20 protein-coding genes and 1 pseudogene are annotated in these 22,602 nt (G+C 37.0%); 3 read left to right on the top strand and 18 right to left on the bottom strand.

Features of this window, described 5'->3' with window-relative positions; all coding sequences use genetic code 11:
* Nucleotides 1-4: 4 nt before the first annotated feature.
* Nucleotides 5-1,039: an N-acetylmuramoyl-L-alanine amidase family protein gene (locus tag CIL05_RS13275; protein WP_240510195.1), complete on the top strand. Its 1,035-nt coding sequence runs from the start codon at nucleotides 5-7 to the stop codon at nucleotides 1,037-1,039.
* 26 nt (nucleotides 1,040-1,065) lie between these two features.
* Here the strand turns inward: CIL05_RS13275 and dtd are convergent, their stop codons facing one another.
* The 7 genes from dtd to CIL05_RS13240 all read right to left on the bottom strand — a co-directional run bounded on the left by dtd (nucleotide 1,066) and on the right by CIL05_RS13240 (nucleotide 10,024).
* Nucleotides 1,066-1,512, bottom strand: coding sequence for a D-aminoacyl-tRNA deacylase (gene dtd, locus CIL05_RS13270; protein ID WP_095656033.1), 447 nt, complete (start codon nucleotides 1,510-1,512; stop codon nucleotides 1,066-1,068).
* 47 nt (nucleotides 1,513-1,559) lie between these two features.
* Entirely contained in the window at nucleotides 1,560-3,758 is a 2,199-nt protein-coding gene (locus CIL05_RS13265; RefSeq protein ID WP_095656032.1) for a RelA/SpoT family protein, read from the bottom strand.
* Nucleotides 3,759-3,964: 206 nt separating this feature from the next.
* Complete coding sequence (locus tag CIL05_RS13260; RefSeq protein WP_095656031.1) at nucleotides 3,965-4,477, bottom strand: adenine phosphoribosyltransferase; 513 nt, start codon at nucleotides 4,475-4,477, stop codon at nucleotides 3,965-3,967.
* 95 nt (nucleotides 4,478-4,572) lie between these two features.
* Nucleotides 4,573-6,879 carry a single-stranded-DNA-specific exonuclease RecJ gene (recJ, locus tag CIL05_RS13255; RefSeq protein WP_095656030.1) on the bottom strand — a complete coding sequence of 769 codons (2,307 nt, stop codon included), beginning with the start codon at nucleotides 6,877-6,879 and terminating at the stop codon, nucleotides 4,573-4,575.
* Nucleotides 6,880-6,945: 66 nt separating this feature from the next.
* Entirely contained in the window at nucleotides 6,946-7,281 is a 336-nt protein-coding gene (locus CIL05_RS13250) for a LapA family protein (RefSeq protein ID WP_095656029.1), read from the bottom strand.
* A gap of 135 nt (nucleotides 7,282-7,416) precedes the next feature.
* On the bottom strand, nucleotides 7,417-9,672 hold the full coding sequence (secDF, locus tag CIL05_RS13245; protein ID WP_095656028.1) for a protein translocase subunit SecDF: 2,256 nt from the start codon (nucleotides 9,670-9,672) through the stop codon (nucleotides 7,417-7,419).
* A gap of 52 nt (nucleotides 9,673-9,724) precedes the next feature.
* The gene (locus CIL05_RS13240) at nucleotides 9,725-10,024 is read right to left on the bottom strand and encodes a post-transcriptional regulator (RefSeq protein WP_240510194.1); all 300 of its coding nucleotides are present in this window, start codon (nucleotides 10,022-10,024) and stop codon (nucleotides 9,725-9,727) included.
* A 114-nt stretch (nucleotides 10,025-10,138) separates the two neighbouring features.
* Between CIL05_RS13240 and spoVB the strand changes: the two genes are divergently transcribed.
* Nucleotides 10,139-11,689 (top strand): stage V sporulation protein B, encoded by a 1,551-nt coding sequence (gene spoVB / locus CIL05_RS13235; protein ID WP_095656026.1) that lies wholly within the window; start codon nucleotides 10,139-10,141, stop codon nucleotides 11,687-11,689.
* 729 nt (nucleotides 11,690-12,418) lie between these two features.
* Here spoVB and CIL05_RS13230 read toward each other — a convergent pair.
* Nucleotides 12,419-13,717 carry an ArsB/NhaD family transporter gene (locus tag CIL05_RS13230; protein ID WP_095656025.1) on the bottom strand — a complete coding sequence of 433 codons (1,299 nt, stop codon included), beginning with the start codon at nucleotides 13,715-13,717 and terminating at the stop codon, nucleotides 12,419-12,421.
* Nucleotides 13,718-13,847: 130 nt separating this feature from the next.
* Here CIL05_RS13230 and CIL05_RS13225 point away from each other — a divergent pair, with 130 nt between their 5' ends.
* A complete protein-coding gene (locus CIL05_RS13225) occupies nucleotides 13,848-14,231 on the top strand; it encodes a TIGR04086 family membrane protein (protein ID WP_095656024.1) in 384 nt (127 codons plus the stop codon).
* Nucleotides 14,232-14,373: 142 nt separating this feature from the next.
* Here CIL05_RS13225 and yajC read toward each other — a convergent pair whose 3' ends face one another.
* From yajC to safA, 10 genes and pseudogenes are all read right to left on the bottom strand, one after another.
* Complete coding sequence (gene yajC, locus CIL05_RS13220; RefSeq protein ID WP_095656023.1) at nucleotides 14,374-14,634, bottom strand: preprotein translocase subunit YajC; 261 nt, start codon at nucleotides 14,632-14,634, stop codon at nucleotides 14,374-14,376.
* A 33-nt stretch (nucleotides 14,635-14,667) separates the two neighbouring features.
* Complete coding sequence (gene tgt / locus CIL05_RS13215) at nucleotides 14,668-15,807, bottom strand: tRNA guanosine(34) transglycosylase Tgt (protein WP_095656022.1); 1,140 nt, start codon at nucleotides 15,805-15,807, stop codon at nucleotides 14,668-14,670.
* A 17-nt stretch (nucleotides 15,808-15,824) separates the two neighbouring features.
* Nucleotides 15,825-16,853 (bottom strand): tRNA preQ1(34) S-adenosylmethionine ribosyltransferase-isomerase QueA, encoded by a 1,029-nt coding sequence (gene queA / locus CIL05_RS13210; protein ID WP_095656211.1) that lies wholly within the window; start codon nucleotides 16,851-16,853, stop codon nucleotides 15,825-15,827.
* A gap of 23 nt (nucleotides 16,854-16,876) precedes the next feature.
* Nucleotides 16,877-17,067 (bottom strand): annotated as a pseudogene (locus CIL05_RS13205) (DUF2905 domain-containing protein).
* 2 nt (nucleotides 17,068-17,069) lie between these two features.
* Nucleotides 17,070-18,074 (bottom strand): Holliday junction branch migration DNA helicase RuvB, encoded by a 1,005-nt coding sequence (gene ruvB / locus CIL05_RS13200; protein ID WP_095656021.1) that lies wholly within the window; start codon nucleotides 18,072-18,074, stop codon nucleotides 17,070-17,072.
* Nucleotides 18,075-18,089: 15 nt separating this feature from the next.
* On the bottom strand, nucleotides 18,090-18,698 hold the full coding sequence (ruvA, locus tag CIL05_RS13195) for a Holliday junction branch migration protein RuvA (protein WP_095656020.1): 609 nt from the start codon (nucleotides 18,696-18,698) through the stop codon (nucleotides 18,090-18,092).
* Nucleotides 18,699-18,798: 100 nt separating this feature from the next.
* Entirely contained in the window at nucleotides 18,799-19,530 is a 732-nt protein-coding gene (locus CIL05_RS13190) for a YebC/PmpR family DNA-binding transcriptional regulator (protein WP_095656019.1), read from the bottom strand.
* A 224-nt stretch (nucleotides 19,531-19,754) separates the two neighbouring features.
* Nucleotides 19,755-20,306, bottom strand: coding sequence for a YhcN/YlaJ family sporulation lipoprotein (locus CIL05_RS13185; protein WP_095656018.1), 552 nt, complete (start codon nucleotides 20,304-20,306; stop codon nucleotides 19,755-19,757).
* 66 nt (nucleotides 20,307-20,372) lie between these two features.
* Nucleotides 20,373-21,116, bottom strand: coding sequence for an NAD(+) synthase (nadE, locus tag CIL05_RS13180; RefSeq protein ID WP_095656017.1), 744 nt, complete (start codon nucleotides 21,114-21,116; stop codon nucleotides 20,373-20,375).
* A gap of 111 nt (nucleotides 21,117-21,227) precedes the next feature.
* A complete protein-coding gene (gene safA / locus CIL05_RS13175; RefSeq protein ID WP_165769125.1) occupies nucleotides 21,228-22,196 on the bottom strand; it encodes a SafA/ExsA family spore coat assembly protein in 969 nt (322 codons plus the stop codon).
* Between the last annotated feature and the right edge of the window lie 406 nt (nucleotides 22,197-22,602).

The following is a 22,602-nucleotide window of genomic DNA, read 5'->3' as shown; positions in this document are numbered from 1 at the left end:
AAATTTGAAATTTAAAAGTAATTTCTTAATAATAATTGCACTGCACTTTAGTGTTTTATTGTATGCTAATCAAGTATATGCTGATCAGGCAGTTATTAATGTGGATGGTTTAAATATTAGAAGCGGTCCAGGTACAGATTATGACAGTATTGGAAAGGCAAATACAGATGATGTATACCAAATTATTCAGCAAGCGGACGAATGGGTGGAAATACAATTTGGTGATCAGACAGGCTGGGTTACAACAGAATACCTATCGATCAAAGCTGAATCTAATGAAGACTTCACTGAAAAAACCATCACTATACAACATGACAATACCCAAATCCGCAGCGGTCCTTCTACTGATAATGATATTATCCATTTTGCTGATCAGGGTACAACCTATGATGTAATTTCCGAAAAAGGCGAATGGTATGAGATTACAAAAGATGACTTCACCGGGTTTATTTTAAAACAACTTGTAGAGAAAGATGAAACCTCTTCTACTACCGGATTTACTAACAAAACCATCGTTATTGACGCAGGCCATGGTGGTCGGGATGTTGGAGCTATTGGTGCAACAGGATCCTATGAAAAAAACATTGCATTTCTAACAGCAAACGAATTAGCACAGGAGCTTTCAACACTGGGAGCCGAAGTGCTTTTAACCAGACCCGAAGATGAGTTCATCTCACTTGGCAGCAGGGTTAGCTTTGCAAACATAATGGACACAGATGCTTTTGTTAGTATTCATTACAATAGTGTTCCCAATCTTCCTAATGTAAGTGGAATTGAAACCTATTACTATCATGAGCAAAACCAGGGCTTGGCAAATTATGTTCAAAAAGAAATTATTAAAGAAACAGATGCAGAAAACCGGGGGACAACCCATGGAGACTTTTTTGTTATTAGACAGACTTTAAAGCCATCTGTGTTACTGGAGCTCGGATTTATGTCTAATGAAGAGAAGGAAGCACTGCTTCATACAACTCCTTATCAGAAGAAATTAGTAACAGGGATTGTGAATGGACTTGGAAAATATTTTGCAAATAACTAAAGGGATGGCCAGTGCCATCCCTTTAGTTATTTTTCCTTGCTATCCAGTGTGATGGTTACCGGACCTTCATTGGTGAATTTCACATCCATCATTTCACCGAACTTTCCAGTTTCAACTGCAACACCCTGTTCTACAGTCAGCTGATTGAATTGCTCATATAATTCATTTGCCTGATCAGGTTTTGCTGCATGGAGGAAATTTGGCCTTCTTCCTTTACGGGTGTCTCCATACAATGTAAATTGTGAAATAGATAAAATACTTCCACCTGTATCTATTAAAGATAAATTCATTTTATCATTTTCATCTTCAAAAACCCGTAGATTTATAATTTTATTTACGAGATATTTTGCATCTTCAATCGTATCTTCATGTGTTACACCAAGAAGAACTACAAACCCATACTCAATTTCACCCACAATTTCTTCATTTACTGCCACACTGGCATGCTTTGCCCGCTGAATAACTGCTTTCATCTATAGAATACTCCTTTACATTACACCTTGAGCTAAGTTATACCTATCTACTGTAATGTACGAGTTACAGTATAGACATCTTTAATTTGCTTTATTCGCTCAACTATTTTTCGCAAATGACTTGTATTGTGAATCAAGATAGTTATTTGAATAATAGCTATTTTATTTCTATCTGATCTTCCATTAACATGTGTAATATTTGTCTTTGTCTCATTTACTGCTTGCAGTACTCCATTCAGGAAGCCTCTTCGGTCATAACCGGATATTTCCAAATCAACATGATATTGCTTTTGGTCTATCTGATTCTCTTCCCACTCCACATGGAGATAACGTTCCTTCGCCTCTTCTGTTTGGACATTTGGACAATCGGCTCGATGAACTGATACTCCTCGACCTTTTGTTATATACCCCATTATTTTATCCCCAGGTACCGGGTTACAGCATTTGGATAGTCGAACTAATAAATTATCGATACCCTCTACATGTACGCCGGAATCACCCCTGGGAGACTTTTTATTTTTGACTTCTGTTTTTACTTCTTCAAGCGTTTGTACAAGATCCTGTTCTTTTTGTCTTGTAGCCCGAAGTTTATCTGTAAGCCGGGTTGCAACTAATGCGGCCGTAATACCTTGATAACCAACCGCTGCATACATATCATCCTCACCGGAAAAGTTAAATTTTTCGTTTACCCGATCCAGATTTTCATTTGTTAATACTTCTTTTGGCTCGAATAATAATGCACGTATTTCCTTGTCAACTGCTTCCTTACCTTTAGATATATTTTCATCTCTTCGCTGTTTTTTAAAAAACTGTCTGATTTTATTTTTCGCCTGTGATGTCTGGGTGATTTTCAACCAATCCTGTGATGGGCCATAGGAGTGCTTGGATGTCATTACTTCAATAATATCCCCGTTCTTTAATTTATAATCCAGTGGCTCCATCTTTCCATTTATTTTTGCACCAATTGTTTTATTGCCAATTTCAGTATGAATTTTAAAGGCGAAATCGAGTGGTATGGATCCTGATGGCAGCTCGATAACATCTCCTTTTGGTGTAAATACATAAACCATGTCAGAAAACAAATCAACCTTCAGCGATTCCATAAACTCTTCTGCATCATGTGTATCGTTCTGCCACTCCAGAATTTCCCTGAACCATGTCAGTTTTTCTTCAAATGATTTCTTATTATTTACCTGCTTACCTTCTTTGTAAGCCCAATGTGCAGCAATACCATATTCAGCAATTTCATGCATTTCCTTTGTTCTAATTTGAACCTCCAGCGGATCGCCTTTGGGACCAATCACTGTAGTATGCAATGATTGATACAGATTCGGCTTCGGCATGGCAATATAATCCTTAAAACGGCCCGGCATTGGTTTCCAGCATGTATGAATAATCCCTAATACGGCATAGCAATCTTTTATACTTCCTACAAGGATTCGAACTGCTAAAAGGTCATAAATTTCATTAAACTGCTTATTTTGTTTTACCATTTTTCGGTAAATACTATATAAATGTTTTGGACGTCCGGACATTTCAGCTTCAATGTTCACATCTTTAAGCTGATCAGCAACCTCATCGATTACTTCGTCAATGTACGACTCTCGCTGATTTCTTTTTTGTTTCATTAATTGAACGATACGATAATATTGCTGTGGATTTAAATATCGTAAGGCTGTATCTTCCAACTCCCATTTAATCGTTGAAATACCTAAACGGTGAGCCAATGGCGCAAAAATTTCCAATGTTTCATTCGATATTCTCCGTTGCTTGTCAGGTCGCAAATGCTTTAATGTACGCATATTATGCAGTCGATCCGCTAACTTTATTAAAATAACACGGATGTCTTTTGCCATTGCAACAAACATTTTCCGGTGGTTTTCAGCTTGTAATGCTTCTTTTGATTTATATTTGATTTTACCAAGCTTTGTGACCCCATCTACCAGCATTGCTACTTCATGATTAAATGCTTGTTCCAGGCCTTCCAGCGTAATATCCGTATCCTCAATAACATCATGTAAAAAACCGCCTGCAATTGTCTCAGGATCCATTTCTAAATCCACCAGGATACCGGCAACCTGAACAGGATGAATAATATAAGGCTCTCCGGATTTCCGAAATTGTTCTGCATGAGCACGCTCTGCGAATTCGTATGCACGACGAATAAAAGCAGTATCTTCATCTGTCAGATACTTACTGGATTTATCTATAATGTCTTCAATTGTAACAATATCATCTTTTGCCATATATAATCACCTTTACTCACTGTTTCGAAAATTCCTGATTAAATGATGCGCTTAAAGTATTAAATAATTATAATTATATGCTTTTACGCTTCAAGTGTCCATTGATTGTTTTTACACTTCGAAGCTTATTCCAATATAAGAATAGGTCTGATGAGCTTAATACAGCTCGATCAGACCTTATTTATACAGCCCTGCCAGTGAACACTCTAATAGGACATTAATGTTAATACATCATAACCGTCAAGCTTATCCATTCCATCAAGGTAGCTAAGCTCAATTATAAATGCACAACCAACTACAACTCCGCCAAGATCTTCCACTAATTTAATGGTTGCTTCAATAGTACCGCCAGTTGCAAGTAAGTCATCTGTTATTAATACCCGCTGCCCCGGTTTTATTGCATCCTTATGGACCGTTAAAACATTTGTCCCATACTCCAGGCCGTAATCTACTTTAATAACCTCTCTTGGCAGCTTCCCTTCTTTTCTTACCGGCGCAAAGCCAACTTCCAATGCATAAGAAACCGGGCATCCGATAATAAATCCTCTTGCTTCAGGACCTACAACAATATCGACTTGCTTTTTAAGGGCATATGCTACAATTTCATCCACTGCGGATTTGTATGCTGCTCCATTTTCCATTAGTGGGGTAATATCTTTAAATTTAATTCCTTTTTTCGGCCAATCTTCCACTATTTTGACATATTGTTTATAGTCCATAGGTAAGCTCCTCCTTGGGTCTTTCTTAGAAAACTTGGTTGTCACCAAGACCTTAGGTGACAGCCTTAGTTGCACTTATGCAGTAAGAAAGTATTTTATACTTGCTTAACTGCCAAATAATTCATCTGATTTGTAAACCATTTCTTTAATTCAGCATAGGTCGAATAATATAGTATTTTTTCATTTTCTGCTTTCATTATTCTCTCCTGATATAGACTTGATTCCTGTAAATCCTTTTTAAGGGGTTTAGGAACTAAATGAATTACTCCATTTTCTATTTTAACAAATCCTAATTCGAAAAACACCTTTGATATAAAGATAATTCTATCTTTATCCCATCCTCTGGCCTGCATGATATTGGTCATTTCCGTTTTCAAATCCAATACCCGCTGTTTCAGCAGTAATGAATAAAACCATTTAAATTCCTCTCTTGAAGGAAAGGCTGTTAAATAAAGGCTGTTTTCAACATAGTAGCATGCATAAATATTTACCGGCTTTGTCACCTGAATAATTTCTTTTAAATGGGTAAGATCAGCTGGTAAATCAAAAATGTATAATACGTCAATTTCGCTTAAAGTGCTTCTATCTGTATTATAAACAATTTGTTCTGCTATTGCTGTCATTTCAATCCCGTCATTACTTAATACAACATTTCTTTTTTCAGGATTAATAAATGGTGAAATATCCAGATTTTTTTTACCCCTGTGGTCAAATAACTGCCATTCATCTATCTTCATATCCTGCATAATAATTTGTGCTTTTCTATTGCCGTTCCATTCATTAATTCCAAGCTCACCCGCCACAGAAATAGGTGTTTCAGGAGATATATATGTATACAACTCCCCCATACCAAAACCTATTCCTTCCAGGCTGACATTGTCTTGTCTGAATTGAAGCTTGAGATGATTTTGATTACTGCCAATTTGTCGTGCACTAGCCGGAATATCTTTTATTTGGAATATTGGCTTCGGATTTTTCATACCAAATGGAGCCAGCTTATTAATGTCATTTACCAACTTTTCATTAATATCGGTAACTGAAATAGAATCATTTATTTCGATCACTTGTTTAAAGTCATCTTCCGTTAACTGTTCGTTAATAATTTCATTAAGTTTTTCCTGTATTACATTCACATTCTCCAATGGAAAAGTCATACCTGCAGCCTGAGAATGTCCTCCAAAATGGGTAAACAGATTTCTGATCTTCATACAATTATTAAACAGGTCAAAAGCCGGTATACTTCTGGCAGATCCTTTAACTTCAGACGTTTCCTTTTTAACTGCTAAAACAATTGCCGGTCGATCAAACTTACGGACAAGCCTGGACGCTACAATTCCCAGTACACCTTCGTTCCAGCCTTCTTTTGCAACGATAATTACACCGCTTTTTTCCCCGGTCTGAACCATCTTCTCTGCTTCTTTAACAATGCCACTAACGATTTGTTTTCTTTCCTCATTTAAACGGTTGATTTCATCAGCTATTTCAGCTGCCTCCATCTCATCATCAGTCATTAAAAGCTCAACAGCTAACTCCGCATTCTGCAGTCTGCCAACTGCATTAATTCTGGGTCCAATTAAAAATCCAACATCTTCTTCTGTTACATTTCCTTCAATTTTACATATACGTTTTAATGCTTTAATTCCTTGGTTATTTGAAATACTAAGTGCATGCAATCCATAGAATGCTAATATTCTATTCTCATTTACCAGTGGCACCAAGTCAGCAATTGTACCAATAGCTGCAAACTCCAGCAGATGCTTCGGAAAATAACCTAATAGACTCTCTGCAAACTTGAATGCAACACCCACTCCTGCAAGCTCCCGGAATGGATAATTCACAGAACACTTTGGATGAAGGATTGCATATGCATCAGGTAAGCTTTCCTGTGGTTCATGATGGTCAGTAATAATTAAATCAATGCCAAGTTGTTTTGCCACTTCAGCCTCATGAACTGAAGCAATCCCGGTATCTACTGTTATAATTAACCGAAATCCATTTTCAAAGGCTTGTCTGAATGCTTCTTCATTAGGACCATAGCCTTCTGTAAATCGGTTTGGTATATAAAAATCACAATCGGCGCCAAGCTCTAATATTGTCTTGAGCATAACTGTTGTAGAACTGACACCATCCGCATCATAGTCCCCATAGATAAGAATTTTCTCCTGTTTCTCAATTGCCTTATGTACACGTTCTGTAGCTATATCAATAGAGTCAAGTTCTTTAGGGTTATGAAGTTTATTTATATCAGGTGCCAGAAATTCAGAAACCGCACCTTCTGTTGTAATTCCTCTTTGAAGCAAAAGCTCTTTTATAACAGGGGACAAATCAATTGAATCATCCATCCATTGTACTGTATTATCCTGTTGCTTCGTATATTTCCAATTTGCCTTACTCTCTAACATAATTTCACCCCTGACTAATCAATTATACTAAAGAGAGTCAAGGGTAGCAATTAGAATAATATTATTTTATTTATTTGTATGATTATTTTTATCTGATTTCTTTTTAGTCTCATCTGAATGTTTATTTAAAATAAGCCCATTTTTTTTGAGTGTTTTACTCATTTCATTATTGTCAGCTTTAAGTTTTTTCATTTCCTTTTGGAGACGGAACATTTTGACCGCACCAACAGCAGCTGTAATAATTCCTCCCATTAATACAGAAAACAGAATAATTAATATTAGTGGTGACTCCCCGCTCCAGAATAAATAATTCACTTCTACCGTTTCCACATTTGTTACGGCAAATACTGCAACAATAATAATAAATATTATGGCCGAAATTACATATGTTTGACCTTTCATTAAAGTTCCTCCTCAGATTAAAATTTCCTGGCAGTATGTGTATGCTTCTAATAATTAAACTACCCTTTTTTCAATTTATTTAAGCACAAACCCTTGTTACCAATAAGCAACAAGGGTTCATAAAATAATTAATTATTATACTTGTGGGCCTTCCACTCGTTTTTTCTTTGTAAAGTCCACAGGTTTTTTCTTGATCATTCTCCCGCGCCATACCATCCACAACTGACTGGCAAGTAACAATGAAGAATACGTACCAGCAATTAACCCAATTGCTAATGCAATAGCGAACCCACCAATAGACTGAGCACCTAAAAACAGAAATGCCAGTACTGCAATCATAGTTGATATGGTTGTATTCATACTTCGAGTGAACGTTCTTACTAAGGAGCCGTTAACAATTTTTGCAAGCTCTGTAAATGATTTCACCCGTTTCTTTCGCTTACCTATATCTTCCCTGATTCGATCAAACACTACAATCGTATTATTTATCGAATAACCGATTATTGTTAATATAGCAGCAACTATATTTATATCAAATTCCATCCTGGTAATACTAAATACAGCTAACAAGATGAATGCATCATGCAGTAATGCAATTATTGCTGTTACACCAAAGAAAAACTCAAATCGCAATGTTACATAAATAATCATTCCAATGGCAGCAATAGAAACTGCATAGATTGCATTTTTTACCAGTTCCTGACCAACAATTGGCGAAACAACACTGACGCTTGGCTGAATCCCATATTTTTCATTGAAGAATGCTTGTACTTCCGCTACTCTATCTTCAGATAATTCCGTGTCATATCTTGTAACGGCTATTTCATTATCTGTACCTGATAGAACAATTGATTTAGCTTCCAATCCAAGTTCATCCAGTCCCTCATTAATTTCTTCTTCAGTCAGACTGCTTTCACTGACAATTTCAATTCGTGAACCATTCGTAAAATCAATTCCTGGATTTAATTTAAATATCAATAGGGAAGCTGTACCTACTAATATCATTAAAATCGTAAAGATAAAATACTTTTTGCGATGTTGAACAAAGCTAATATGACGATTAAATAATTTCGGTTCTTCTTCTTTTGCAGCAATATCTTTAATCTCGTCTTTCTTAACCCCGAACCAGCTTTTTCGATTGTTTAGAACCCGGCTTTTCACCCATAGTCCCAGAAGTAACCTGGTACCAAAAACTGCTGTTAGAAAACTCACCAGGATACTGATTATCAGCATTGTCGCAAACCCTTTTACTGAGCTTGTCCCAAATATAAAGAGAACAGACGCAGCTAGTAATGTTGTGATATTAGCATCTATGATAGTCGTAAGCGAGTTTTTCGACCCTGCCTTGAAAGCAGCTATTACTGATTTACCGGCTCGCAGTTCCTCTTTTATTCTCTCAAAAGTAATTATGTTTGCATCCACAGCCATACCAACACCAAGAATTAATGCTGCTATACCTGGTAATGTTAAAACACCATTTAATAGTTCAAATACCAGCAAAATTAAATAAATATAAATACTTAAATTAACAGCTGCTATCATTCCAGGAAAACGGTAAAATGCAAGCATGAATAAAAAGATTAAGCCAATTCCAACAAAAGCTGCAAAGACCGTTTTATTTAGTGCCTGCTCCCCAAATTGAGCTCCAACCGAGGTGGAATATATTTCTTCCATATTTACCGGTAATGAACCGGAATTGATAATATCTGCTAATTGCTGTGCCGATTCTACTGTAAAATTACCGCTAATCATTACATCTGAAGTATTTAACGGATCCTTAACTCTTGGTGCAGAGATATATTTTGGATCTTCTTTCACTGATTCTGCTTCAAATGAATCCCCTTCTTGATAATCCATCCAAATAACTAAAAGATTATCAGGTGAACCCATTTGACTTATCTGTGTTGTTACCTCATTAAATCTAGAAGCATCCTTTAATTGCAAGGTAACAATCGGGGCATTCGTATTTGGATCAAAGTCCTGTTTTGCACTACCTTCTTTTACGTCTGAACCATCTAATAATTCATTATCATTTACATCACGGAAAGACAATCTTGCTGAAGTCGCAAGCATTTCACGTGCTTCTGCCTGGTTATCAACTCCTGCCAGCTGGACACGTATTCTGTCTTCTCCTTCAATATTGATAACCGCCTCGCTAATACCAAGTCGATTCACACGATCATTAAGTGTCTGTACCGTACCTTCCAACAGGCTCCTGGTAACTTCCTGATTTTCATCAACAGGTTCAACTTCATATAGGACTTCAAATCCACCCTGCAGATCCAACCCTAATTTTATATCTTTTGTAATTCCTGTAACCGTTGTTCCAATCGTTGTAGCAAATAAGATTACGATCAGAAAAAAGGCAACAATCTTGCCCCTGTTTTTCATTTTCAAACGTCCTCCCTTTTAACTATCCGGGGTACTACATTATGTACTACACCTAAGCTTCTTCTCTATTACCACCTGTTAATGCAGCAATCGAAGCCATTAAGTCATCACTTTGATATGCTTTTACAGTTAAATAGCTCATATAAATAGTTGATCCAAGATGGAAGACATCTTGTACCACTTCATATAAACGTTTATCCGGATCACCTTTCCATACTTTTTGCGTGAGACAATTCCAAATATCATCCACTGTCGCCTGCGAATATCCCATGAGTTGAAATTCTTCTACTTTACTATCCAAAGCTGGTTTAATCATTTCTTTCCATTCACTTACTGTATGTACTGTTTCCACGGTTCCTCCTCCTATTCCGGAGTATAAAATATCGTTTGTCATGCTTGGACCACTCTTAAGCATATATATCATTGTATATGAAATTTTATTTTTTGAGAAGGTAGGTTTACGATAATGTCCAAACAAACATTTTTACAAGGGACGTTAATTTTAATTCTGGCAGGGATGATTACAAGATTTCTTGGCTTTATCAATCGCTTGGTTGTAGCAAGAATGATGGGTGAAGATGGTATTGGGCTTTACATGATGGCCCTTCCTACCCTTTTCCTTGTTATTACAATGACCCAGCTTGGCCTGCCTGTTGCCATATCCAAACGAGTTGCTGAGGCTGAAGCAAGGAATGATCAGCAAAAAATCAAGCAAATTCTTATCGTGTCATTAATTGTTACTGCTATCTCCAGCATTGTTTTTACAATTGGGATGATTAGTGCAGCTCCTTTTATAGCTACTACATTACTGACAGATGACCGTACGATCTACCCATTACTCGCAATAAGCCCTATTGTTCCCATTGTTGCAATTTCATCTGTCCTTAGGGGCTATTTTCAAGGAAAACAAAATATGAAGCCGCAAAGCTATTCTCAGGTAATTGAACAAATCGTTCGGATTACCTGTGTGGCACTGTTTGTTAAACTACTGCTTCCATATGGTGTTGAATTTGCAGCAGCCGGTGCGATGTTTAGTGTTATTCTCGGTGAATTTGTATCATTATTATATATGATTCACATGTTTAAGCGAAAGAAAAAGGTAAAAATACGCACCAGATTTTTCACCTATTTAAAATCCAGTAAAGATACACTAAAAGAATTATTTTCGATTGCCATTCCCAGTACAGGAAGTAAGATGATTGGTTCCTTTTCATATTTCCTCGAACCGATATTGGTAGCAAACAGCCTGGCAATTGCCGGTATCTCAAGTCAGCTGGCAACAAAGCAGTACGGAGAATTAACCGGATTTGTAATGCCACTATTATTTTTACCTACATTCATTACCCAGTCACTGTCCATCGCATTAGTTCCTTCCATATCAGAGGCAGAGGCTAATCTAAATAAAAAATTAATTCATTATCGCATTCATCAGTCCATTCGTATTTCCTTTGCATCGGGAGCAATCGCAACAATTGTATTGACTCTCTTTTCAGTACCGATTTTATCTTATATGTATGGTACAGCAGGTGCGAGCAAATTTTTAATTCTAATGGCACCCTTTTTTATTCTACTGTATATTCAGGCTCCATTACAAGCAACTTTACAAGCACTTGATTTGGCCAAGCCTGCCATGTGGAATAGTTTAATTGGTGCAGCATTTAAATTTACCGTCCTTATCCTATTGGCTTCAAATCCCAATTTTGGAATTATGGGTGTAGCAATTGCTATGTCCGTTGGCGTTGTCTTGGTTACTTTACTACATCTGGCAACACTTAGAAAAGCAATTCGATTTTGGATTCCCATCAAGGATTTAAGTAAAATGATTGCTCTCCTTATCCTTACCTGGGGTGCCGGGAGTTTTCTGAAAAACATTTATGAAACGATGAATCAAAATATTTTCCTTTTTCTATTTCTATTAGTTATTTTAACAATTATCTATGGTCTATTGCTTTTCTTACTAAAGTTTATAACCAAAGAGGAATTAAAACAAATTCCAGTTATTCAAAAATGGCTTTAAAAAAAGGCTATCAGTATTGATAGCCTTTTTCATTGTTTAGCTTACTATAAAATTTAGGATTTGTGTATAATTTAATCGCAGAAGGATCTTTTCTAAACTATGCGACTGCATTTCGTTCTCCCCACCAAAATACTGGGGCTACGCACTGCTCGCCCCATCGAAACCATTTGTTGCTTTTAAACCTTCGCAGTTTCCATATACTGCGAAGTAACCGCTAAGTTGATTTCCGCTCCGGGCAGTCGCTTTCCGCGGGCACGGCTTCAGCCTCCTCGCGGAAGACCTCCGCTGCGGGGTCTTCAGACTCGTGCTTTTCCCGCAGGAGTCGACTGCCCTACACTCCAATCAACCATCTTAAAAGTATATGGCTATGCTCGAATAAAGCATAAGAGATACAATGCACACACCAGCGAAGGAAATACACGGAGACTCCTGTGGGAGGAAAGGCATAGGTGAGACCCCCGAGTGCGTAGCACGAGGAGGCTCACCAGCCGCCCACGGAAAGCGTAGTGTATTTCCGTAGCGCTGAATTAACACTCATCTTCTAAAGGGTGAGAGGAAATCACACTAAAGTTATGTCGCACTTTACATCTAGTACGGAGCAGATAGCAACAAGTCTTTTGGTGGGGCGAGTAATCGCAGTTCCAAATTACTTCAGTGGGAAGAGCAGTGTGCAGTCCCAATCTGTGCGAAAACAGCCTTGCAGAATCAATCACTTCTAAAGCACTTTTTTTATACTTGTCCGGTATATGGCAATAAATAACGGAAATATATATAGATCGTAGAAATTATAAGGGATAATAATACAATTGGAATACCATAAAGCATAAAACGAATAAACGAAATTTTCTCCTTAGCTCCTTCTGCAAGACCCGCTACGACAACATTAGCTGATGAGCCTATCAGCGTTGCATTACCTCCTAAACATGCACCTAAGGCCAATGACCACCAAATTGGATCTAAATATACCATGCCATAGCTTTCAAATTCCTGAACCACCGGAATCATCGCAGCAACAAAAGGAATGTTATCAACAATCCCTGAAAAAATTCCGGATACCCACAAAATTAATAGCGTAGTTTGTAAGTAATCACCATCCGTAGTCACAACAATTGCTCTTGCCATTTCATCAATAATTCCAACTTCCTGAAGTCCCCCTACTAATGTAAACAGTCCAATAAAGAAAAATAAGGTTACCCACTCCACTTTTTCGAAAACCCGCTCTGTTGCTAACTCCTTATCGGTTAACAATAAAAGCAGGATAGCACCGGATAATGCGATCACTGTTAATTCCATATGTACAAATGCATGCATGAGAAATCCTGTTATTGTCATTAATAATACCGTTATGGATTTATAAAGCATTGGCGTTTTTTTCAAATGGGAGGCTGCATCAATCTTAAGCAATTCTTCTTTATCTGTTTTAATACCTGTCAATTGGCGACGAAAAATTAACAGGATGACCGCTAACATTACAAAAAATATGATTAATGCCAAAGGTGCGAGATGAATAATAAAAGATAGAAATGTTAAATGCTCAACTGCTTGACCAATCATTATATTTGGGGGATCTCCAATTAAGGTAGCTGCCCCTCCAATATTGGAACTAAATATAATAGCTAATAAATATGGAAAAGCAGGCAGCTTTAAAAGCTTTGTTATATTTAAAATGATTGGAACAAATATAAGTACTGTCGTGACATTATCAAGCAAAGCTGAACCAATTGCAGTCAAGATGCTCGTTCCTATTAGCAAAGGAATTGGTGCACCACGAACACTCTGAGCAAATCGAATAGCTATAAAAGTAAAAAGCCCTGTCTTCTCTGTTATTGATATAAGTATCATCATGGAAAACAATAGTGCAATTGTATTCCAATCAATATAGTTCATAAAAACATCCCGTGTGGAATAAATCCCTGTGAGCAATAATAAAACTCCACCCGAAAGTGCAACTACTGCACGGTTTATTTTATCTGTCATGATAAAAATATAGCTTATAATAAAAATTGTTGTTGCAAGTATAATATCCACTTCACACCCACTTCCACCTAAAAATATCCTTACAGAAATATATGTTAAAATAAATAAAATATTTTTCTTCTATTTTATTTTTGTAAGAATAGAATTATGTAAATGGACAAACATGGAAGGGGAGATTTTCATGAAAGGAAATCAATTCATTGCATTACTTTATGGATGGATTGTAGTGCTTGGCTTAATACTTATTTCAAGTGTAATTTTAGCTTTTCTACTCCGTTTCACAACATTTAGCGACCCTGCACTCACATGGGTAGCATTAGTTATCGGATTAATATCTTTATTTATTGGTGGCGTCGTTGCAGGTGTCAAAGGTAAAGTGAAAGGATGGATTATTGGGGGAATTACAGGAATAGGATTTACATTATTTACATTTTTAGTGCAATATTTAGGATATCAGCAGGCTTTTTCTCTGGAGCAATCAATCCACCACATTGGATTTATCCTGGCAGCATTGTTTGGTGGCGTAATTGGGGTAAACATTACCGGGGAAGTTACAAACGAATAGGCATAAAAAAAGAAGTTAAATTGTATGTACAATTAACTTCTTTTTTCATGTTCCTATGTATTTTTAATACTTACACAATCTTTACTCAGGTCTATAAGCAACAGACTCCTTAGAGCCTATTGCTTATACCTATGATAACAAATTAATTTTGTACTCTTTCCCTGATTGCAGAACGGTCATATGTAAGTTTAGTACCGTCACCTGATTGAATAATAATAGTATTTTCATCAATTGCGTGGATTGCTCCATGTAATCCGCCAATTGTTACTACTGCATCACCTTTTTGTAAATCTGATTGCATTTGTTTTACTTGCTTCTGACGTTTTTGTTGCGGACGAATAAGTAAGAAGTAAAAAATCACAAACATTAAAATAATTGGTGATAATGATATTAACATTTCCATTTCGTTTCCCCCCTTTCATTCGTTCATATTACTCTAAAAGTTTTTTGCATTCGGTTGATTCAATCCATATTGTTCAAAGAATGCCTCTTTAAAGTCACCAAGACGATCTTCGCTTATCGCAGTTCGCACTTGCTCCATTAATTTTAACAGAAAATGCAAGTTATGATAAGTAGTAAGTCTGAATCCGAATGTTTCATTACATTTTATTAAATGACGGACATATGCACGCGAGTAATTTTTGCATACATGGCAATCACAATTTTCATCAATTGGGCCAAAATCACGGGCGTATTTTGCATTTCTGACTACTAATCGTCCATTTGACGTCATACAGGTTCCATTTCTGGCAATCCTTGTCGGCAATACACAATCAAACATATCAATTCCTCTGATTGCACCATCTATCAATGAATCTGGTGAACCGACACCCATTAAATAGCGAGGTTTATCCGATGGCAACAATGGTGTTGTAAATTCAAGCACCCGGTTCATGATATCCTTAGGTTCACCTACTGACAGACCCCCAATTGCATATCCAGGAAAATTCATAGAAACTAAATCTTCAGCACTTTGCTTTCTCAAAGCTTCATATTCCCCACCTTGAATAATTCCGAATAACCCTTGAATATCTTTACGCTCATGTGCTTCCAAACATCGCTCAGCCCAGCGTGACGTTCTTTCCACAGATGATTTCATATAATCATATGTTGCTGGATATGGCGGGCATTCATCAAATGCCATCATAATATCCGATCCTAAATCGTTTTGAATTTGCATTGCTTTCTCCGGGGAGAGGAATAGTTTCGCTCCATTAAGATGATTACGAAAATGAACACCTTCTTCCTTAATTTCACGCATATCACTTAAGCTGAATACTTGAAATCCCCCTGAATCGGTTAAAATTGTTCTGTCCCAATTCATAAATTTATGAAGTCCGCCAGCTTCTTTAATAATATCTTCACCTGGTCTCAACCATAAATGATACGTATTGGAAAGAATAATATTAGCATTCATTTCCTTTAAATCTTCAGGACTCATTGTTTTAACGGTTGCCAATGTTCCAACAGGCATAAACGTTGGTGTATCAAACGAACCGTGTGGTGTATGGACTCGTCCAAGTCTGGCACCCGTTTGCTTACATGTCTTAATAAATTCATATGTTATTGGTGTCATATATTATTCGTTCCTTTTTAAAGTATTAGCATGGCATCTCCAAAGCTGAAAAAACGATAACGCTCATCTACAGCTTCTTTGTATACTCCAAGTATTGCTTCTTTGTTGACTAAAGCACTGACAAGCATAATTAATGTCGACTTTGGTAAATGAAAGTTAGTAATTAATCCATCAATTGCCCTGAAATTATATGGTGGATATATAAAGATGTCTGTCCATCCACTTGATTCTACAAATGTCCCATTATTATCTCTGGCTATTGTTTCGAGTGTTCTTGTAGATGTTGTTCCAACAGAGATAATTCTGCCGCCTGACTTTTTTGCTTCGATAAGTGTTTCAGCAGTTTCTCTTGTCATTTGGTAAAACTCTGCATGCATTTTATGCTCATCAATATTATCTACACTAACCGGCCGGAATGTTCCTAAACCAACATGCAATGTGATGAATGTAATGGTTACACCCATAGCTTTTATTTCATCCAGCAATTCATTGGTAAAATGCAGACCGGCTGTTGGTGCAGCTGCTGAGCCTTCTTCCCTGGCAAAAACAGTTTGATATCGTTCCTTCTCAGGCAATTGTTCTTTTATATATGGTGGTAATGGCATTTCTCCAAGCGCATCCAATACTTCATAAAAAATCCCTACATAGGAAAATTCCAATATTCGTCCACCATGGTCTTTATACCCTGTGCATGTTGCTTTTAGCTTACCTTCACCAAAAATAAGTTCCGTACCTATTTTGACTTTCTTTGCAGGTTTCGTCAGCACTTCCCAGGTATCTTTCTCCTGTTGATGCAATAACAAGACTTCTATTTTTGCGCCCGTATCTTTTTTTACACCGTACAGCCTTGCTGGTAGTACACGGGTATCATTTAAAACAAGACAGTCACCTTTTTTAAAGTATCCTTTAATATCGGTAAAATGTTTATGCTGCACCTCTTTAGTATCCCGCTTTAAAACAAGCAGGCGGGATGCAGTTCGATCCTTCAGAGGGGTTTGTGCAATTAATTCCTCAGGTAAATCAAAATCAAAATCTTCTATATTCATGATGAATCTCCTTACTATATAGCTTAACGAAATCTTCCAAATGAAAAAGATCAGCGTCAAAATGATACTTACTACAATCGACGTCATAACCTTAAAAGTGGAGGGAAACATTACCTTTTTTAAAAGTAATATCTCCAGGCAATTTCCCGATAAATGTCCAGATTATGCCAATGATTAGAAAAGCAATACCAAGTATTATAAAAAGCTTCCCGATATTCACGCTTCATCATTCGCCTTCAAACCAAAATGGTTGTATGCTTTTGCTGTAACCACTCTTCCCCTTGGTGTTCTTTGAATAAATCCAATCTGTAATAAATAGGGCTCATATACATCTTCAATCGTTTGTGATTCTTCCCCAATGGTGGCAGCGATTGTATCCAGCCCAACAGGACCACCCTGAAAGCCTTCAATAATCCCTTTTAAAAGCTTGTGGTCAATATGATCCAGGCCAACATCATCAACCTGCAGCATTTCTAATGCTATATCTGTTGTTTCTATCGTAATTTCCTTTTCCCCTTTAACTTGGGAAATATCACGTATTCTCTTTAGCAGCCTATTCGCAATACGGGGGGTACCTCTGGATCTGCGTGCCACTTCAGAAGCAGCATCTTTTGTAATCGATGTTTGAAAAATTTCTGCAGTTCGTTCCACTATCGAGCATAAATCTTTTGTTTCATAAAACTCCAGCCTGCTTAGTACACCAAATCGATCCCTGAGCGGGGCAGTTAAAAGCCCTGCTCTCGTTGTAGCACCAACTAATGTAAATGGTGGTAAGTCAATTCGGACAGATCTTGCACTTGGGCCGGTACCAATGACAATATCAAGAAAAAAATCCTCCATAGCAGGGTATAGGATCTCTTCAACAGAGCGTGGCAGCCTATGAACTTCATCGATAAAAAGTACATCGCCAGGTTCAAGTGAGGAAAGAATTGCAGCTAAGTCACCAGCTCTTTCAATTGCGGGACCTGATGTCGAACGAAATTGAACCCCCATTTCATTAGCTATAATTGCTGCTAACGTTGTTTTACCAAGCCCTGGCGGCCCGTATAATAATACATGATCAAGTGGTTCTTCCCGCATTTTTGCCGCTTGAATGAAAATACTTAAATTTTCTTTTACCTTTTGCTGACCAATGTACTGATTTAACGTAGTAGGTCTGAGACTAAGCTCAAATGTATTTTCATCATTTTGAAGCTCACCTGTAACCATTCGTTCTTCCATCATTATCCCCCCTTATCAATTTTTCATTAATAGCGCTAATGCTTTTCGAATAACTTCATCTGTATTCGCACTGTCTTCTAATTGCAGCTTAGGAACTACCATTTTTATTTCCCTGTCCGTATAGCCTAATGCTTTTAATGCCTCCTGAGCTTCCTGTAGCCCTTTAGTAGAAACAGGTGAACCTTCCGTAGTAGCAGTATCCTCAGTCCCTGACACCTGCAGCATCGTGGTCAGCTTGCCTTTTAAATCAAGAATGATTTGTCTTGCTGTTTTTTTGCCTACCCCAGGAAAACCTGTTAAAAATTTATCATCTTCTTTTTCAATAGCAGCTACAAAAGCGGGGATATCGACGGATCCAAGTATTCCTAAAGCGCCTTTTGGACCAATACCGGATACTGATATCAGTTTGGTAAACAGATATTTTTCATCCTGATTTTTAAATCCATACAATACCTGTAAATCCTCTCTGACATGATGATATGTATTAATCTTTACCTCTGTATTTAATGAGGATTGAAACCCAAAAGGATTGGCACAGATTAGTTCATATCCAACACCGCCGACATCTACAACAACCGAATCATCCTGAATATATGTAAGAATCCCCTTTATATATGCAATCATTCAACTTTCTCCTCCTGTATTCCTTAACCCACTTTACCATATCCATACATTAATTAATAAACTTCCATTCCTTTAGTCAAGAAACAGAAGTTTATTTTGGCTATTCAGGGACTTCTAAATTATGATGTATGTCTTGTACATCTTCGTCTTCTTCCAGTATTTCAATCAGGTTTAACATTTTATGCTCATCATCTTCTGATAACTTACTGTAATTTTGCGGGATCAGTGTTATTTCTCCATCTGCAATGGTATAGCCGTTCGTTGTAAAATGATCAGTGACACTTTGATAGCTTTCAGGTGTTGTAAAAATTTCATATGCACCATCTTCTGCAGTGATATCCTCTGCTCCTGCTTCAAGTGCCTCCAGGGTTATTTCATCCTCATCAATCGATCCATCTTCATTTGCTATAACAATATAACCTTTTCTGTCAAACATAAAAGATACACTGCCATTTTCACCAAGATTGCCACCATGCTTCTTAAATGCATGTCTAACCTCCGCAGCAGTTCGATTTTTATTATCTGTTAAAATATGTACAATAACCGCAACTCCACCAGGGCCATACCCTTCATATGTAATCTCTTCGAAACTCGCCCCATCAAGTGTCCCTGTTGCTTTTTTTATTGCACGATCGATATTATCGTTGGGCATGTTATCTGCTTTTGCTTTATCTACCGCTAAACGAAGTGATGCGTTTGTTGAAAGGTCCCCACCACCACTTTTTGCAACAGTGTAAATTTCTTTTGCATGTCTCATAAAGATTTTTCCTTTTTTAGCATCTTGCGCATTTTTTCTTCTCTGTATATTTTTCCACTTGGAATGACCAGCCACTGGACATTCTCCTCTCCAGAAATATCCTTATTACTATTAAAATACCAAGGCTTATCTTAAAAGTCCTAAGTGGTGAAAGCCTTAGTTCAACGAAAAGTACTTTTCGTCTCATACATAGGAAGCATTCCTTATGCAATTATACTGTCTCATTTAAAATTTATACTTTATTAGAGTGTATCAAAAAAACAGCATAACGAAAAGAAAAACCCTTGTATAGACAAAGGTTAATCATTCCGTTTTATAAAATCATCGATATAGTCTTCAATGTCAAATTCTCTTTTTTCAGAGCCTAACCTCGCATCCAGATTTTTCATATGATCCCAGTGTACTTCATCAGTATAAACAATAATTTGTTTATCCGACACTGTTTTACTTACTTCAGATTCAATCATTTGCTTAATATCAGGGTCTGTCTGTTCACTTAATATAACTGCAACAATGATACGATCATCTGTTGAAGCTACCTGAGCCTGGACAATTTCTTTTTTCTCTTTTAATTGTTTGGAGATCTTCATTGATTCTTCATTGGTAAACGCATCAGAGTTTTCACCACTGTTATCACCTGCGTTAACTCCGTCTTGATCACTTTGTGGATATCCTCCCTTTTCACCAATTGTTTGATCCCGAATGTTTAATCTTTCCTTACGCTCCTGCTCAGTTTCATAATTAATCGGAGAAGTATTAATTTTCTCCTGAGTTGTTTGTGTATCCTCATCCGTATTGGCACAGCCAACAGTAAAAATAATAAGCAATGTGAATGAAATAATTTTAAACATAAAAATAACCTCCCTTACACTTAGTTTGTTTAAGAGGGGTTATTTTACACAGTCAATTTTAGGTAATTACTTGCTTCTTTTAAATTGAGGAAGTGGATTCCGTTTATGTGCTGTACGTTTATGCATACTCTCAATAATTTCTTTATCCTTTTCGGGAATTTCTTTCCCTTGTATAAACGCATCTATTTTGTCATAGGTTGTTCCCATTTCATCTTCATCTGTTTGATCTTCCCAAAGATCGGCACTTGGCTTTTTACTTACAATTTCTTCAGAGACACCTAAATAAGTTGCCATTTCCCGTACTTCTTGTTTAGTAAAATCTACAAGAGGAAGAATATCTGCTCCACCATCACCGTATTTCGTAAAATAGCCTGTATACCACTCTGATGCATTATCTGTTCCAACAACTAAATAATTATAATTTGTTGCTAATGCATAAAGTGTACTCATACGAAGCCTTGCTCTTAGATTTGCACCGGCAATCTGATCATGATCTACATTGAATTCATTTTTTCTATTCAATTCAGCTTTTATCCGGGAATACATCTCGTTATGGGTTTCTGATAAATCAACTGTTATACCATTTATTCCCGAATTTTGGATTACATTATTTGCATGCTCCATGTTTGAGGAACTTGTTTGAATCGGCAGCAGTACACCCAAGGATTCTTTCGGAAATGCACGCTTAATTAGATATGCAACAACTGCAGAATCAAGTCCACCACTTACACCGACCATTAAACCTTTTACTCCTGCATTTTTCACTTGTTGGGTCAACCATTTTACTATTTCATCAATTTGTTTGTCCATTATTCTCTCTCCTTCTGCAAGAAGTAAAACTTCCTATAATTATATTATCATTGATTTTAATTTTTTCAAAAAAAGAGAGACGATTTTTAAATTTCGTCTCTTTGATCTTGCTTATTCATTTTTTGAATCATCCTCTTTTTCACGCTTATCATACCCTGAAAAATCTGGATATGCAGGAGGGGACGGATATGAATAATTATTCATGGAAGTATTCCCAAATTGCGGTGGATATAAATTATTTGCCTGTGTTTGCTGTGGATTAAAAGCTGGCTGCTGGCTAGAGAATTCCTGATTACCAGATAAAAATGGTGGTGTTGGATATTCCATATTTGTCGCCTGCCCCCCACATCCGCAATCACTTTTGCCAGTCAATTGTCCAGGGTTTCCAGGCATTGGCATATTTGGTGGCCCATGAAATTCCCCTGGACTGATAAACTGCGGATGTGGCATGTGATGATGTGGCCCGAAGCCCTCTGCCATGTGTGCCATAACAGGAAATTCCATTGGTGGATAACAAGGATGTACAATATGGCAGCACATTGGTACCATCATTTGCATTGGCATCTGTTGCGGCTGAGCCTCAGGCATTGGCATTGGTTGTGGCTTTACCTCAGGCATCGGCATTGGTTGCGGTAATGGCATTGGTTTCACTGCCTCTTTTTTTGGTTGCTCCTTTTTTGGTTCAGGAGAATATTGCGGCATTTCCGGAAAGTTTATAGTTGTATAAAAGTCCTGCTCCATTATTGGCATTTGGACTTGTGAATGGATTTCTGGCATTTGTGGCATTTCCGGCTTTACTGGTTTAGGTTTCTCTTTATCATCTTCCTTAATTACAGGTAAGGGCTTTGGAGAAGTGTCTTTATAAGGCTGTTTTACTGCTTCTTTCTTTGTTTCCTTTACCGCCATACTTTCTTTTTTGACAGTTTTTGAAGAACTGGGTATTTTTATTTTCATACCTGGCATAATCATATCAGGAGTTGCTAAATGTGAGTTAAGCTGCTTAACCTGTTCAAAATCTACTCCATAGCTTTTAGATATTTCCCACAAAGTATCTCCTTTTTTTACGATGTGTATTTTCAAAACGAACCAAACTCCTTTCATTTCTTAAAACTGGGCTAATTACTCTATATCAACATATGCAGGAAATTGATAAAAGTTGACCCATGAAAAATAAAAAAACCGTCTTCTCTCCATTTTGAGATTGACAGCTTTAATAAAGTTGCACTTATTTTTAAGGCAGTTTAGTTAACTAACGATACATAAAAGATGTAAAAGACGATATTCGTGTATAGAGAAAGCGTTCTATGTGACCGTTTCTACCTGTTTCGACTTCGTTTGGGCATATAGAAGCGTTCTATGGATTAAGTCCATATAATTGTGTAAAAAGGATAAACAAAAAGGGTCACATTAATTCCTTATGATACAATGTTTTTCAACGACGATAAACAATGTAGGAGGAATTAATAATGACCCAGTTACAGTTTAA

The sequence above is a fragment of the Virgibacillus profundi genome (assembly GCF_002287375.1).
Taxonomy (GTDB): domain Bacteria; phylum Bacillota; class Bacilli; order Bacillales; family Amphibacillaceae; genus Virgibacillus_K; species Virgibacillus_K profundi.
Note: the sequence above shows the minus strand (reverse complement) of the source record. Positions and strands in the feature narration are given on the sequence as shown.